Source organism: Candidatus Nitrosotenuis chungbukensis (genome assembly GCF_000685395.1).
Lineage (GTDB): Archaea > Thermoproteota > Nitrososphaeria > Nitrososphaerales > Nitrosopumilaceae > Nitrosotenuis > Nitrosotenuis chungbukensis.
On record NZ_AVSQ01000020.1, the window covers coordinates 114,765 to 128,599 of the forward strand.

The window sequence follows — 13,835 nt, forward strand, 5'->3', positions numbered from 1 at the left end:
AGATAGCTAGTGCTCCCACTCAGTTTTGTTTTAAAGAGGGGACGTCATTGAATCTTTTTTCAATGATGGCGGGATAGATTTCGTTCAGTATTAGATCAGTATGGTTTACATCATTTTCAATCGACATTAAAATAACATGCTTGCTAGTTAGCGGAATTGCAACTCTTGCGATCTTTTCATGCATGGTTAAGCTAAACAGGGTTTGTCCAAATCCGCCATCATGAATCTTTCTATTGAAAAATCTAGCGGTTGCTTGAATCAATGATGCGTGTCCCTCCTCACGTGAAAGTAACGATTCGTTGTCGTTTTTTTGCTCTGAACAGATGATCACGCCATTATCCTCGCATATTGATGCCGATCGTACCTTTGAATGAGAATAAAGAATTTGTTCACAGATTTCCTTTGCGGTGTGAAGTTGAATATTATCGTCAGTTTTACCCATCATATAATGATATGAACATATGATCTATTCAAGATGGTTTGTATGTTTTTAACAAACAAACAATTTGAACCAAAATTAGATTTGCGGTTTTTCAAAACAAATTTTGAAGTACCGTTTTAATTACATCGTATGGACATATGGCCGATTTTGGAATCGAAACGATCTGTCGTGTTAGATGTTGACCTTGGAATGACATCTAGATTAGGTCTCTTAGATTACATAGTACCTTTATCAGCAAATGATTTCAAGGAGAGTCGATGAGATTTGGAAAACCAATAACCATAATCGGCGTGATTCTGATTTGCTTCGGAGTGATTTTTCAGTTTCAGGGAAGAGGCCAGCTTGGTCCAGAGTCCTCGTTTATGTACTACAATAAGGACTGGATCTCCAACGGGATGATAATTATCGCATTTGGGATCATAATCAGCGGAATTGGAATATTTCTCTTAAGGCGCTAGCCACAGGGAATGCATTTTTGCAATTCAGATTCTGACATCAAGTGTATCAAGTGAATTGGTGCTTAGATCAAATGTGCGAATCAGGTGATTGTTCGTATCTGTGATGTATAGTTTGTTGCCGTAAAACTCCACATCGCTTGGCTCATAGAGCGGCAAAATATCACATTGTGGATTTCCAGGAAGGCATACTAGGTTTTTTTCGGTCTTGCCAATCAGTGTTGCCACTTGGGTGTTTTTTAGGTCAATGGTTCGTATTGCAGAATTGTACGTGTCTGCCACAAATATCGTATCTGAAACTGCGCACAGTCCAAGTGGGTGTTGCAGCAATGCGTCATCAACGTTCCCATCCTGATACCCAAACTCAAAGAGGCCGCGGCCCACAATTGTCTTTACATTGTTTGACGTAAGATCGATTTTCCGAATTGCGGAAACTTCGCTGTCTGCAAAATATAGATCATCCCCAAATATTGAAAGGCCGCTCGGCTGTGCAAGCTGTGCACTACGCACCGGCCCGTCAATTATGTTTTCATGGCCAGAGCCGGCATACGGCAGTATCATTTGGGATTCGGCATCATATGTCCAGATTTGGTGGTTTCCTGCCATTGCCACATAAATCAGATTGTCCCTGACTGCCACGTCCCACGGAGACGTGATTGAGACAGATTTTCCTTTTCCCCCAGCTGAAATCCACGGGCCTTGCTTTCCAGTGCCCGCTACGGTTTCCACCAGATTTTGCTCAAGGTTGATTTTCCTCAATGCATGGTTTTCAGTATCTGCAACAAAAATTTCGTTTCCCCTCCACACCACGCCCTGAGGCCTGAAAAACTTGGCAGATGCAAAGTCCCCATCCCCAAGTCCGGACTTTCCGCTTCCAATCACATGTAGTATTTTTCCCGAAATGTCTGTAACTAGAATTCTATTATGGTTAGAGTCGCTCAGCGCCATTTTGCCTGTTTTTGAAATCGAGATCTTGCCAGGAAATGAGAGCAGGTGGTCTGGGACTTTCCAAGAGTTGTGGATTTGAAGGGGGCTTTTGGCAAGCGTTCCTTTCTTGGCGTGGTTCTGCAGCAAGACCTCAATGGTGTCATCAATTTCGTCTCTTTGCCCCTCCCCTGACTGCTTGTAAACTATTGTCCCAGCAGGATCAATTATCAGAATGGTCGGCCAAGCGTTGACTTGGAACTTGCGCCAGATCTGCATTTCCCTATCCACCACAACAGGATGCCTGATTTCATATCTGGCCACTGCGCTTTTCACATTGCTTGCTTCCTGTTCCGTGAAGAACTTGCCAGAGTGCACGCCGATGAACACGACTGGTTTTTCCCGATATTTTTCCTCAAGTTGTGCAAGAGTTGGCAATGTGTGCATGCAGTTGATGCAGCAATAAGTCCAAAAGTCCAAAACGACTACACTCCCCCTTAGTTTTGGAATGGTCAGAGGTTCATCTGCATTAATCCACTCAAAGCCTTCTGGAAAATCAGGTGCCTTTGCAAGCGGCTGAAAAAATCCTTCAAACATATTTTATGCCAAATGCTGAAAGATAAAAATCGTTCACGGGTATCTACTGGTCTGGGAAGCACGAAGCGACTTTTGCTGCTGCCTGCCTATAATTGGATAGCGCCCAGTACTGCCCAAGCTCGTGTTTTTTCTTGATGTCATCACAGCTTGCTGCCTCAATTTCGGCACTTTCCTTGAGTATGAGCGGCTTCATCACCACTTCTTTGTGATAAACGACGTAAGCTCCAATTGAGCTTGCCAGTACCAGAAATGCAATGCCTATGATGAATATTGGATCCATCGGTAGCCGTTAATTTGGTAGGTATTTGAGTTTTATGAATTGGATCGGAGCAGTTAGGATCTTTAGCTCCAGATCTTTTCTTTGAACGTCCATTTTTTGTTCAAGAGGAAGTTGCTCAGTGCAGTAGACAGCACTGCCAGGATGAGCGCTATTGGGTATTGTATGTCGTATTGATCAACTAGCACGTACACCATACCTATTTGCGCAAGTGCGCCAAGTGAGCTAAACCCGATGAATTTTGCATATTGTGCAATTGTGTGCCTTGGAGAAAAGTTACGATCCTCAAACGTCCACACCTTGTTTAGCACAAAGTTGCTTGACATTGACACCACGATTCCAATTATTGTCGCATGCAGATACCAGAGGTTTGAAACGACATTTGTGAACAAAGACGACACCAAATAATTGGTCACAAGTCCTATTGCGCCGATACTGTAGAACCTTCCAGCCTTTGAGAAAAAGCTGACAGATGTTCTTTTTTCTTCCTTCGCTGCCTTTTTGCCGTACCTATACAGGTTCCAGACTGCCTTGGTATAGTCCACAACGGTGCGGGCATCTAGCTTGCTTGAGCCAAATTTTCTATTTGTAAAGGTATAGGGTATTTCCAAGACGTTTGCGTTCTTTGTTTTGACCAGTATCTCAAGTAGCATCTTGTATCCTATGGCGTCAAATTTTAGCCCCTGAATTATCTGGCGCTTGAACGCAAAGAATCCAGACATGGGGTCGTTTGCGTTTACCCCAAGGCCCCGCTTTGCAATCATCGTCGCGCCCTTGCTTAGGAGTTTTCTTTTTACTGTCCACCCTTTTACTGCGCCCCCGTTTACGTATCGCGACGCAATTACAATGTCCCACTTTGGCTGCTTGAGTGCGTCAATTATTTTCGGAAGCAGGCTTGGGGGATGGGAAAAATCGCTATCCATTACAACTATTGCGTTTCCAGTCGCATACTGGATGCCTTTTAGAATTGCCGAGCTGAGGCCGTCTTTTGTTTTTCGATGTATTATGTCAATTGTGTATCCTGCAATTTTTCTGACACTTTTCATATAGTCTTCAACAATTTTTCCAGTCCCGTCCGGTGAGTTGTCATCGACCACGATTGTTTGCGCGGTGATGTTTTTTGGTATGTGCTCCTCAATTGACCTGAGCACCTGGAGTATGTTCTGCGACTCGTTATATGTTGGAATTATGATAGAGACCTGAGGTTTGCCTGAATATGCCAGATCTCCCTTTGTTGCCATGCTTGCACTTACCCGATTTTGTGGATATTAATTTTTTATTAAAGCTCGTTGACGTTTGAGTAAAATCGTTTAAAAGCCAGCCTTGAGGGGGTCGACAGGCTTCATTATCTCGCGCATCACCATCGTTGCAAACGATCCGCGCTGCAAGGTAAAGCTGGCAGTGTTCTTTTCAATTAAAAAATCTGTGCAGTGAATAGATGCAGTTCTAAACCCGCCTTCTGAGCTTATCTCCTGCATTTCCTTGAAGAAAAAGTCCTTTGGATTAATCTGCTCATCTTGGAGAATTTTCGAAATGTGCAGGTCAAACCTGGTTTTTTTAAAATAAGAGTGCCCCACAAGGGGTATCGCAAGCTGCTGTCCTGGGTCCATCTCGTATTTTCCCAAATTGGCGTTTTTGCCGTAGCACACGTCCCCGTCTTGGGGCAGGAATAGTTCCTCGCCGTATTCAAATGCCTTGCAGACAGTCAGATTGAAAATAAACGACTGGTACGCATCCACAAAGAGCCGCCTAATTGACAGGGGAAGTTTTTGAAACGCCCTTTGCGGGTCTTTGTGCTCTATCATTTCTTGCAGTGCTATTCTTTCCAGGTCCATCTTGTGCGGCAGAACTTTTAGAGATTCGGAATAATTGGACGGGTCTGACATGATCTTTCTGATCTTGGTGTTCTCGTCTGAGTCATATTCGGATGTAAACGAAAGCAGGAGCGCTATCGCGTCGTCAAATCTTCGCTGGACTAGCGCCCTTCCAATCAGGTGGGTCACAGGCCGCCTTGAGCCAAATCTTTGGTACCCGTAAAAATTAAAAATTCTGTCAGACTCGGCAAAATCAGCAAAGTCCCGCTCAGGGTCAGTCACCGTGACGACAAACTTGTTTCCGACCATGTCTTTTGCAGAAAGTGGTTTTTTCAAAAACCCAATTTTCTCAAGTGAGATTTTGCCGTCAGCATAGTTCGGGACTGATTTGTTTTGCCCAAGCGAGCACACAAACTGCTCAGTTACTGCAGAAGAGTCCTTCAGGCCCAGCGCCTTTAGGTGGACGCCGAACTTTCTGAAAATTGTTTCAAGTGCATGGTTTGTGTCGATTCCGGATTTTTTTAGTTTGTAGATGGCAAACCCCTCGCTTTGAGTGACAGAGTCTAGTGTTTTTTGCGACAAGACCTCAGATACTTTGAAATCATCATTTCGCACCTTGATTTTTCCTCCGCACCCAGGATACTTGGTGGTGTACACTGAGATCCCAATGTCAGAGTCTATTTTTGGGATCACTCTATTGTCACGGTAACAAACTTGGACACCGTAACATCGGGCGTCTTTGCAGACAGCAAGACCTTGTATGTTCCAGGCAGTGCAAAGTCACTTACATTTATCGACACTGGAATCGTTTGCGGATTTGATGCTGTCAAATCTACTTGTGTGTACGGGATTGTCACCGAGATATCGCTAAACTGGGATGTGTTTTTGTGGGAAATTGCAGCTTCGGTGTTTTCATTTGGAGTTATTTGCATTTGGATTTCTGCCGAGCCTCCCTTTGCCAAAGCAACATCCGTATTTGACACCTGCACATCAAAAGGCAGTGCTTTTGTCGTATCGACCACGCCAATGTTGTTCTCCACCCACTCTGTAAACCAAATCTTGTCGCCAGACGATACAAATCCAAACACTTGGGCGATTCCGCATTCATCCATATTTCCACAGTCAGACCAGTTGGGGTTCTTTGACGGCACGCTGTATTCAACAAGAGATTCAGTGGCAATGTCAAAGACACCTATTGCGTTTGCAAGCTGCTCGTTGAAGATCAGCTTGCCGTTGTCAATTTGTGTCCAGTATGGTCCGCTGGTCGGGGACCTTATCAGCCCAGTCGCGTTGCCATAAACTGAAGGGTTTGGATCAGACGTGACGTACCTTGTGAACGTTTCACTTTGAGAATCAAATTTGAAAAACGAGCTGCTCGACGTGTCGGCCATCCATATGTTGTCGCTGCCGTCAACGGACAGTCCTATCGGGGTGCCAAGTGTCGGCGGCAGGTCAAAGACGTCTGAGAACTGCGCCGCCGTCGAATTGGTCATTTGTGGTGAGGCGATAAATTCCAAGAATTCATTATAGTCAAATTTTACCAGTGCACCGCCCTGCTTTAGTATCCAGTTTGTATACCAGATGTTTCCTTGCGAGTCAGTGTCAAAGCTGCTTGTAAACGAGCCAGGTATTGGGGACGGGATGTTGACGTATGTGCCGTTTTGCCCAGTCTCCACGATATCAAGTACGCTGATTTTGCTTTCGTAAAAATCATTTACGATGAGTTTGTTGTTTTGTATTTTCAGGTGGTGCGGAAGCGAGTCCTCGACGGTAGGATAGTTTGTCCTCTGGTATGTTTTCTCAGACGTGGAAAACTGCCAAATAGAATTGTATGCATCGTCAGTGTACCAGATGTCCCCGTCAAAATATGCAATCCCCCAGAACATAGAGCGGCCTTGTTTTGGCCATCCAGGGTTGTCAAATTCTGCAAACTGCTTTGACTGCGGATCAAATCTGGCCATTTTGCCAGTATTTGTCTGGCCAAACCACACCATGCCATTATCATCAGTAGTTATTGCCAGCGGCTGGGTGCATTTTGTCGGGATCTTAAATTCGGTCACGTATGCGCTGCTTTTTGCATCTCCTGTCTCACAAAACTTTTCCCTTTGCTCGTCTGGAAAGTTATCCATTGGAGTTCCAGTAATTGACACGTCGTCTGTTTTTTTCGGATTTGAGTTAAACGCAAATGTAGCAGTTGATGCCAAAAGAATTACTGCAAAAAATACCGCCACTGCTACTCCTTTTTTCTTCAATACGTCAGAATCTGGCTTACCTCGTTATATCTTATTCTGAGAAAATTACAACAACTTGAGGTCGCGCGTTATTTTGTCAATCAGATCTTCAGGTGCAGGTCCAATCGAAATGCACGTAACAGTACCTGGCGCAATCTGTGTGTGCCCCGCATCGGTGACTTCGGACCACGGAAGATCAAGCTCGATTGCGGCCCTTTTTACTTGGTCTAGTTCCTTGTTGTCGTTTACCTTTAGCACGATTTTTGCTTGTCCTCCCCACCACTTTTCAAACCAGGCAGGATGAGACTTGCGGACATGTTCTGCGCCAAGCACACATGCGTGTCCCACCTGGGCTGCAATTTTTCCCTTTCCCATACCAAGGTCGTTTCTCACCACAATCACCTGCTTTATTGAGACCATTGATACACTGACGAAGAGTCCATTGAAAAACTTTTGAGGCAATCATTGCGCATGCTGCGATGAATTAAATTAATCCAAGCCAAAAAACAACGAAATGTCCTACGATGTTGTAGTTGCAGGCGGCAGTGTCGCTGGCTTGTTTTGCGCAAGAGAGGTTGCAGTAAGCGGGCACAGCGTGCTTGTGATAGAGGAGGACTTTGAGATAGGCACCCCAGAGCACTGCGGCGGCCTAGTCAGCACGTCAGGCCTTGAGGAGCTTGGGATAATTCCGTCAGGCAAGACATTTGACAGTCCGATTGTGCGCGCCGAGGTCAGCGCCCCAGGCGGCAAAAAAATAACAATCGATGCAAAAAAACAAAACATATCAGTCATCAACAGACGCGAGCTTGACAAGCAGATAGCGCGCCAGGCGCAAAAAAACGGAGCAGAGATCAGAGTAAAGACGTCGCTTAAGGAGATAAGGGAAAACAAAGCAATCACTACGTCAGGCGAAATTGATTTTAAGATACTAGTCGATGCGCGCGGAGTATCGGCACTGGCCCAAAAGGACAGAACAGGAATTCTCCAGTCAGCGCAGTACGAAATTTATGCAGACTGGATAGAAAAAGGAAAAGTCGAGGTGTTTCTGGATGCAGAAAAATATCCAGGATTCTTTTCGTGGATAATTCCGTCGTGCGGTGGAACAGGCAAGGTAGGGGTTGCAGGGCGCGGCATAAACGCAATGCAGACGCTGGAGAGATTTCTTGACCAGAAGGGCAAGTACTCCATAATCAGAAAGGTCTTTGCCCCAATTTGGGTGAACGGGCCAATTGAGAATTTCGTTTCAGGGAACACGGTAATAGTCGGCGATGCTGCAGGACAGTCAAAGCCCACAACTGCAGGCGGCATATACTCGTGCGGAATTGGGGGGATTTATGCAGGAAGAGCAATCTCAAAGTTTTTGGAAACTAAGAAACAGGACGATCTGGAATCATACCAAAAGGCATGGATTGAGAAATTTGGCAAAGAGTTTGAAAGGCAGTCATTTGCAAGAAAGATGCTCGAAAGACTTGACAACAAGTCAATAGATGCGATATTTGACGCCCTCACACCTGAGATGATTGCAGACATTTCAAACAATGACGATTTTGATTTTCATACATCTGCAATCATAAAGATGCTCGGCCTCAAGGGCTCGCTCAAAGTGGCGCAGACAATGTTCGGTGCGGAAATCAGAAAGCTCCTAGGCTAGCACAAATACTAAGCAAGCTATAAATGCAGAAGCGGAAAAAACAGCTACATGTCAACATTGGCACTTCCAGTATGCAGTTGCTGTCACAGACACATCATGCCAAACGACAAGTGTGTCAAGTTTAACTGTCCAGAATGTGGCGCAGTCCTAATCTGGAGATGTGAGAGCTGCAGAGAATCGGCAAGAACATACACTTGTGGATCATGTGGTTTTCAAGGACCATAGAAAAATGGCACGCTTACTCTTAATTACAAAGATTCTTCCGACGGGAACGGACATAGACTTGGATATCTTGGCAAAGGCGGTTCAATCAAAAATAGATGCAGGAATCACCTTGGAAAGATACACAAAAGAGCCGCTGGCTTTTGGTTTGTACTATATCAAGGCAGAGTTCACACTAGACGACAAGGAAGGTCAGATGGACCTTTTGGAAAACGCAGTAAGATCAGTCGACGGCGTAAGCGAGTTCGAAGTGCTCAACATGAGCAGAAAATCAGTAGATGTGAAGTGAGCTAATTGGCACGCAAGGACGAACCTTTGCAAATGCGAGTAGGCGAGGCAAAGCAAAGGGACGTCGGAAAAAAACGGGCAAGGGTCGGCCCAGATGCGATGGACTTTCTCAAGGTAAATCCCGGTGACATTATTGAAATTACAGGCAAGCGCACAAGTTGCGCAGTTGCATGGCCTACAGATGAGGACGACAAGTTCCCAGATGTTGTAAGAATAGACGGCCAGACAAGAAAAAACATTAACAGCGCGCTAAACGATGTTGTAAAAATTAAAAAAGCCGCAACCAAGGTTGCAAAAACAATCGTCCTGCTCCCGGTAAGCGATGTCGTGACGGTAGACAAAGAGTTTACAGATTTTGTAAAGAACCGCCTCAAGGGACTGCCGTTCTGCCAGGGAGACGAGATTTCTGTAATGATACTTGGAAACTCGATGGATTTCAAAATTAGCAAGACAGTGCCAAAGGGAATCGTCACCATAGACAGGACGACGGAATTTTCAATATCGTCAGACAAGGTAACTGACAAAAAGATTCGCGTAACATACGACGAGGTGGGCGGACTTAGAAACGAGATCAAGGTGATGCGGGAAATAGTAGAGCTCCCACTCAGACATCCTGAAATTTTCGACAGGCTTGGAATCGAGCCGCACAGCGGGATTCTTTTGTACGGACCGCCCGGATGCGGAAAGACGCTCATTGCAAAGGTTTTGGCAAGCGAGTCTGAGGCAAACATGTATTCTATTAACGGCCCTGAAATAATGAACAAGTACTACGGAGAGACAGAGGCGAAGCTCCGAGAAATATTCAAAGAGGCAAAAGACAATTCGCCTAGCATAATATTCATTGACGAAATCGACGCGATTGCCCCAAAACGGGAGGAGGCATACGGCGATGTTGAAAAAAGAGTAGTGGCTCAACTTCTTGCCCTGATGGACGGACTGACTGACAGGGGAAACGTGATAGTGCTCGGCGCGACAAACAGGCCGGACAGCGTGGATCCCGCACTTAGAAGACCCGGGAGATTTGACAGGGAAATCGAGGTGTCAGTCCCAAACGCAGACGGAAGATACGAGATACTGCAGATTCATACGCGCGGAATGCCAATTGCAGAAGACGTAGAGTCAAGGAGGCTCGCATCGGAATTGCACGGATACACGGGCGCAGACATCAAGTCATTGTGCAGAGAGGCGGCACTAAAGGCAATTCGAAGGTACCTTCCAGATATCGACTTGGAAACTGAAAAGGTTTCAGCCGAAGTGTTGCAGAAAATGGACATCAACATACAGGACTTTTACGATGCAATGCACGAGGTGGTCCCAACTGCGATGAGGGAGTTTTACGTTGAGCGACCAAAGGTCTTCTGGAACGAGGTCGGAGGCCTAGAGGACGTAAAGGTGACACTGCAGGATAACTTGATTGTCGCACTAAAAGAGCCGCAAAAGTTTTACAACATGGGCATAAAGCCGCCAAAGGGAGTCCTGCTGTATGGACCGCCAGGATGCGGAAAGACACTTCTTGCAAGGGCAGTCGCAACAGAGAGCGGAAGCAACATGATACTAGTCAGAGGGCCAGAGATCCTATCAAAATGGATTGGGGAATCAGAAAAGGCAATCAGGGAAATTTTCAGAAAGGCAAAGACATCTGCGCCATGCGTAATAATTTTTGACGAGATGGACTCACTTGCAAGAATGAAGTCAGGCGAAGAGGCGGGGATAGGACAGACAATACTAAGTCAGCTACTAACTGAAATGGAGGAGAGCGGCTCCGCAAGAGTTGTGGTAATCGGGATAACAAACAGGCCTGACTTGCTTGATCACTCCTTGCTAAGGCCAGGAAGGCTAGAGCCGGTACTTTTCGTGCAGCAGCCAGACGAGAAGGGAAGGTTGGAGATAATCAAAATACTGACAGAAAAAATGCCGCTATCAGACGATGTCAACTTGGAGGAAATTTCAGTGTCCACGCAAAATTACACTGGCGCGGATTTAGTAGCCCTCTGCAGAGAGGCAGGAGTGCATGCAATGCAGAACAACTCTGCCAAGATTGGAAGCTCTGACTTTTCAGCGGCATTAAAGAAGATCAAGCCATCAATCACAAAGGAGGTAGACCAATGGTACACCGCAATAAGGGAAACTATTTCTAACGTAGTTCCCAAACCAATAGACAAGACCTTTTACGGTTAACAAACATGACAGAACTTCCATTAAGAAACGTAGTATATGAAAAAATCAAGAGTGCGACCTCCATGACAGACGAGGCCTTAAACAAGAGCCTCATAAAATCAGGCCTCACCTTGCCAGAGGACAGATTCAACAAAATCCTGCTCGACTTGGAGATAATGGGGCTAGTCAAAGTGTCGTGGCTTACAAAAGACACCAGGCGAGTCGAGGTCGCAGTCCAGGAAGCAGAAGAGGACGAGTACGAAAAGCAGAACAGGGAGACTATGGAAAAAGACTACGAGGCTTCATTTCCAGGCGTCGAAGAAGAGAACTAGAACCTAAAGTGAAACGCGGCGTCAAGCGCAATAGCTACGAAAATTATTGTCAGGTACGGGGCAGTTACCTTGTATGCCTTCCATGCAAAATCCGAAGTCGGATTCTTGGTAAGCTTGTAATGATACACCAGCATCAGGCCTCCGCTTGCTGCGGCAATTACGAAATATACTATTCCAAGCCCGTTTGGAATAAAGGATAGCGCCAGAGAGTACGGGAGTAAAATTGCAGTGTTCACCAAGATGTATTTTGACGTCTTGTGCATTCCTACCAATACTGGTAGCATCGGGACCTTTGCCTCTGCATAGTCGTCCCGTATCTTCATTGCAAGGCACCAAAAGTGCGAAGGGGTCCAGACAAACACCAAAAATCCCACAAGAAAGCCCAGCAGGTCAATCCCGTATGGCGGCACAAAGCCGGTGGCGGCAGTCCAGCCTGCCATCGATGCGGCACTTCCTGCAAATCCGCCAATTACTATGTTTGAAGAATTGTTTCGCTTGAGCCACACGGTGTAGATTATGACATAAAAAAATATTCCAAGTCCTATGAAGAACGTAGAAGTCCAGTTCAGCGTGAGTGCCGCATACACCACAGATGCGACGCTTACTGCGATTCCATAAAATAGAACATGGCTTGCCTTCATTCGTCCTGACGGTATAGGCCTGGTGCTTGTTCTTTTCATGAGCGGATCGATGTCCTTGTCATAATAATGATTAAGCGCGCTTGATCCTGCAGACGCCAGTGCTCCTGCTATTATGATGTGGAACAGCCCAGTCAAGCTAAGCTCAGGGCCGACTAGCTTGCTTGCGGCATACATTGACGTGACTGCAGTAATGACAAGCAGTACTACTATACGCGGCTTTGATATTTCTAATACTTCTTTTAATCCCAAACTCTTTGAAAGTGGCCTAATTAGGCATATATTTCTAGTTGGCTCTGTTACCTCTTCGGTTGCCGCCAATGTTTTCCAGTGTCAGCACACCTCAGATAGCTGTGACACACCGACTCTGAGGATTACTGGCCATTTCAGGTTCCCCCTGAGTACAGGATTAGCACTTCTGTTTTTTCCAGTTTGGAATTAAAAAGCCGCCTAAAATTCCAGAGTTCCTATATGGCATCTTGTTTTAGAATATGAAAATGAGTCTTAGAATTTGGATGGGGCGTATTTGAGCACCAATCCCATACACATTGCAGCTGTCATGTCAGTCTTGATTTTGTTTAGCGCAGGCTCGATTTCACATGCCAAGGCAGAGACAGTTCACGTGTACGTGCAAAGTATGCCGCAGCACTGGCAAGACAAATTCGTGGATGTCATGACAAACGCCACACGGTATTGGGAGGACAAGACTCCCAATCTCAAGTTTGAGACGGTTCAGTATGTAGACAAGTCAGACTTTGTAGTAGAGTGGGCAAGCCAATACGGGGAAGGAAAGCTCGGATACTATTCGACTAACACAGAAAACGCGTACGGCAAGCCGACAATGGCAATCACGCTTGGATTTTTCAAGGACAGGGAATGGCACCTTGCATCTCCAGAGTACGTACTGCAAATAACAAAACATGAGCTAGGACATGCGTTGGGTTTACCGCACAGTGTAGATCCAAATGACATAATGTATCCAACAATTGAAGACTATGAGTCATGGCTGCAGGATTCAGAGCAGGTCAATCAGGTCTCAGGCAGTGTCGCAAACTGGCAGATCAGATCAGAAAAATACCAAGAGATGGCAAGTGAAAAAATTCTTCCACTTGAATCAAAAATAGTTGAGACCCAGACATTGTTAAACACCAGAACCTACGAGGGTAACGCATCAAACGAGTCATTTGATGATGCTTGGACTTCGTTCTGGTGGGCAAAAAAATATCTAAACAGCGCAGAAAAAATGCAGGCTGATGGCGGTGCATTCGTTTTGGAGTTAGACTACTATGAATCATACATCAAATTCAAATCATCGTATGATTACGCAAAAAAAGCAGAACAAAAGATATCACAGATAATAGAACTTGTTGAAAAGGCAGACAGTTTGGAGTACGACAACTAACAGATATTGGAATAATCCAACAAGCCAAGCATAGAAAACAAAATCATGTTATGGAATCTTGATTTTTCCGCCAATTTTGGATTCTAACTCTGTTTTTTCCTGTACGGCAAAACCAATGATTTTTCTTTCAGAAGATTCAAGCTTTTTGAGGGTTTCATGAGAAACTTTTTCCACTGAGGATTGCGAGTTCATGAAAGGCAGTGTGATTAGGGACGCAACGGAAATAATAAGGCCGATTCCAACTATCAAGGCGATTCTGGTTTTATTGGCAGGCTGCATTTGACAGCAATGCGCATACGATCAAGATTAATTATTTGATGATCGTTTTAAACAAAATATTTGCCCCGACTAAACACATGCATTTTGTCGCAGCACAAAATCACGATTAACTCACATATCCAAAAA

The 13,835-nt window shown here is 45.2% G+C and carries 16 protein-coding genes; 7 read left to right on the forward strand and 9 right to left on the reverse strand.

The window, feature by feature from the left end; all coding sequences use genetic code 11:
• Nucleotides 1–19: 19 nt before the first annotated feature.
• On the reverse strand, nt 20–445 hold the full coding sequence (locus NKMY2_RS08640; RefSeq protein WP_042687124.1) for a hypothetical protein: 426 nt from the start codon (nt 443–445) through the stop codon (nt 20–22).
• Between the two features lie 254 nt (nt 446–699).
• Between NKMY2_RS08640 and NKMY2_RS08645 the strand changes: the two genes are divergently transcribed.
• Nucleotides 700–900 (forward strand): hypothetical protein, encoded by a 201-nt coding sequence (locus NKMY2_RS08645; RefSeq protein WP_042687126.1) that lies wholly within the window; start codon nt 700–702, stop codon nt 898–900.
• Between the two features lie 24 nt (nt 901–924).
• On the opposite strand, the gene NKMY2_RS08650 is transcribed toward NKMY2_RS08645, so the two are convergent.
• The 6 genes from NKMY2_RS08650 to pth2 form a co-directional block, all read right to left on the reverse strand.
• Nucleotides 925–2,418 (reverse strand): thioredoxin-like domain-containing protein, encoded by a 1,494-nt coding sequence (locus NKMY2_RS08650; RefSeq protein WP_042687129.1) that lies wholly within the window; start codon nt 2,416–2,418, stop codon nt 925–927.
• Nucleotides 2,419–2,461: 43 nt separating this feature from the next.
• The gene (locus NKMY2_RS08655) at nt 2,462–2,698 is read right to left on the reverse strand and encodes a hypothetical protein (protein WP_042687131.1); all 237 of its coding nucleotides are present in this window, start codon (nt 2,696–2,698) and stop codon (nt 2,462–2,464) included.
• 62 nt (nt 2,699–2,760) lie between these two features.
• On the reverse strand, nt 2,761–3,936 hold the full coding sequence (locus tag NKMY2_RS08660) for a glycosyltransferase (protein WP_052347684.1): 1,176 nt from the start codon (nt 3,934–3,936) through the stop codon (nt 2,761–2,763).
• 69 nt (nt 3,937–4,005) lie between these two features.
• The gene (gene truD, locus NKMY2_RS08665) at nt 4,006–5,202 is read right to left on the reverse strand and encodes a tRNA pseudouridine(13) synthase TruD (RefSeq protein ID WP_042687133.1); all 1,197 of its coding nucleotides are present in this window, start codon (nt 5,200–5,202) and stop codon (nt 4,006–4,008) included.
• Entirely contained in the window at nt 5,199–6,761 is a 1,563-nt protein-coding gene (locus NKMY2_RS08670; RefSeq protein WP_042687135.1) for an NHL repeat-containing protein, read from the reverse strand. Before NKMY2_RS08670 ends, truD begins: the two co-directional genes overlap by 4 nt.
• 45 nt (nt 6,762–6,806) lie before the next feature.
• Nucleotides 6,807–7,160 carry a peptidyl-tRNA hydrolase Pth2 gene (gene pth2, locus NKMY2_RS08675; RefSeq protein WP_042687417.1) on the reverse strand — a complete coding sequence of 118 codons (354 nt, stop codon included), beginning with the start codon at nt 7,158–7,160 and terminating at the stop codon, nt 6,807–6,809.
• A gap of 94 nt (nt 7,161–7,254) precedes the next feature.
• On the opposite strand from pth2, the gene NKMY2_RS08680 reads away from it, so the two are divergent.
• Genes NKMY2_RS08680 through NKMY2_RS08695 form a run of 5 tightly spaced genes read left to right on the forward strand, consistent with a single transcriptional unit; the run spans nt 7,255 to nt 11,390 of the window.
• Entirely contained in the window at nt 7,255–8,391 is a 1,137-nt protein-coding gene (locus tag NKMY2_RS08680) for a geranylgeranyl reductase family protein (RefSeq protein WP_042687138.1), read from the forward strand.
• 48 nt (nt 8,392–8,439) lie between these two features.
• Nucleotides 8,440–8,616, forward strand: a complete 177-nt coding sequence (locus tag NKMY2_RS10555) for a zinc finger domain-containing protein (RefSeq protein WP_076613418.1) — start codon at nt 8,440–8,442, stop codon at nt 8,614–8,616.
• Nucleotides 8,617–8,620: 4 nt separating this feature from the next.
• Nucleotides 8,621–8,902, forward strand: coding sequence for an elongation factor 1-beta (locus tag NKMY2_RS08685; protein ID WP_042687139.1), 282 nt, complete (start codon nt 8,621–8,623; stop codon nt 8,900–8,902).
• A 5-nt stretch (nt 8,903–8,907) separates the two neighbouring features.
• The gene (locus tag NKMY2_RS08690) at nt 8,908–11,079 is read left to right on the forward strand and encodes a CDC48 family AAA ATPase (RefSeq protein ID WP_042687141.1); all 2,172 of its coding nucleotides are present in this window, start codon (nt 8,908–8,910) and stop codon (nt 11,077–11,079) included.
• Between the two features lie 5 nt (nt 11,080–11,084).
• Nucleotides 11,085–11,390 (forward strand): hypothetical protein, encoded by a 306-nt coding sequence (locus NKMY2_RS08695; RefSeq protein WP_042687144.1) that lies wholly within the window; start codon nt 11,085–11,087, stop codon nt 11,388–11,390.
• Here NKMY2_RS08695 and NKMY2_RS08700 read toward each other — a convergent pair.
• On the reverse strand, nt 11,387–12,280 hold the full coding sequence (locus NKMY2_RS08700) for a heme o synthase (protein WP_042687146.1): 894 nt from the start codon (nt 12,278–12,280) through the stop codon (nt 11,387–11,389). The two genes, NKMY2_RS08695 and NKMY2_RS08700, sit on opposite strands and share 4 nt — an antisense overlap.
• A gap of 274 nt (nt 12,281–12,554) precedes the next feature.
• Between NKMY2_RS08700 and NKMY2_RS08705 the strand changes: the two genes are divergently transcribed.
• Complete coding sequence (locus tag NKMY2_RS08705; protein ID WP_042687148.1) at nt 12,555–13,430, forward strand: matrixin family metalloprotease; 876 nt, start codon at nt 12,555–12,557, stop codon at nt 13,428–13,430.
• 48 nt (nt 13,431–13,478) lie between these two features.
• On the opposite strand, the gene NKMY2_RS08710 is transcribed toward NKMY2_RS08705, so the two are convergent.
• Nucleotides 13,479–13,709 carry a hypothetical protein gene (locus tag NKMY2_RS08710; RefSeq protein WP_042687150.1) on the reverse strand — a complete coding sequence of 77 codons (231 nt, stop codon included), beginning with the start codon at nt 13,707–13,709 and terminating at the stop codon, nt 13,479–13,481.
• Between the last annotated feature and the right edge of the window lie 126 nt (nt 13,710–13,835).

Coding starts and splice junctions, on each gene's coding strand:
- NKMY2_RS08645 (WP_042687126.1), top strand. CDS start 700: ATGAGATTTGGAAAACCAATAACCATAATCGGCGTGATTCTGATTTGC.
- NKMY2_RS08660 (WP_052347684.1), bottom strand. CDS start 3,936: ATGGCAACAAAGGGAGATCTGGCATATTCAGGCAAACCTCAGGTCTCT.
- pth2 (WP_042687417.1), bottom strand. CDS start 7,160: ATGGTCTCAATAAAGCAGGTGATTGTGGTGAGAAACGACCTTGGTATG.
- NKMY2_RS08710 (WP_042687150.1), bottom strand. CDS start 13,709: ATGCAGCCTGCCAATAAAACCAGAATCGCCTTGATAGTTGGAATCGGC.
- NKMY2_RS08685 (WP_042687139.1), top strand. CDS start 8,621: ATGGCACGCTTACTCTTAATTACAAAGATTCTTCCGACGGGAACGGAC.
- NKMY2_RS08640 (WP_042687124.1), bottom strand. CDS start 445: ATGATGGGTAAAACTGACGATAATATTCAACTTCACACCGCAAAGGAA.
- NKMY2_RS08650 (WP_042687129.1), bottom strand. CDS start 2,418: ATGTTTGAAGGATTTTTTCAGCCGCTTGCAAAGGCACCTGATTTTCCA.
- NKMY2_RS08680 (WP_042687138.1), top strand. CDS start 7,255: ATGTCCTACGATGTTGTAGTTGCAGGCGGCAGTGTCGCTGGCTTGTTT.
- NKMY2_RS08655 (WP_042687131.1), bottom strand. CDS start 2,698: ATGGATCCAATATTCATCATAGGCATTGCATTTCTGGTACTGGCAAGC.
- NKMY2_RS10555 (WP_076613418.1), top strand. CDS start 8,440: ATGTCAACATTGGCACTTCCAGTATGCAGTTGCTGTCACAGACACATC.
- NKMY2_RS08695 (WP_042687144.1), top strand. CDS start 11,085: ATGACAGAACTTCCATTAAGAAACGTAGTATATGAAAAAATCAAGAGT.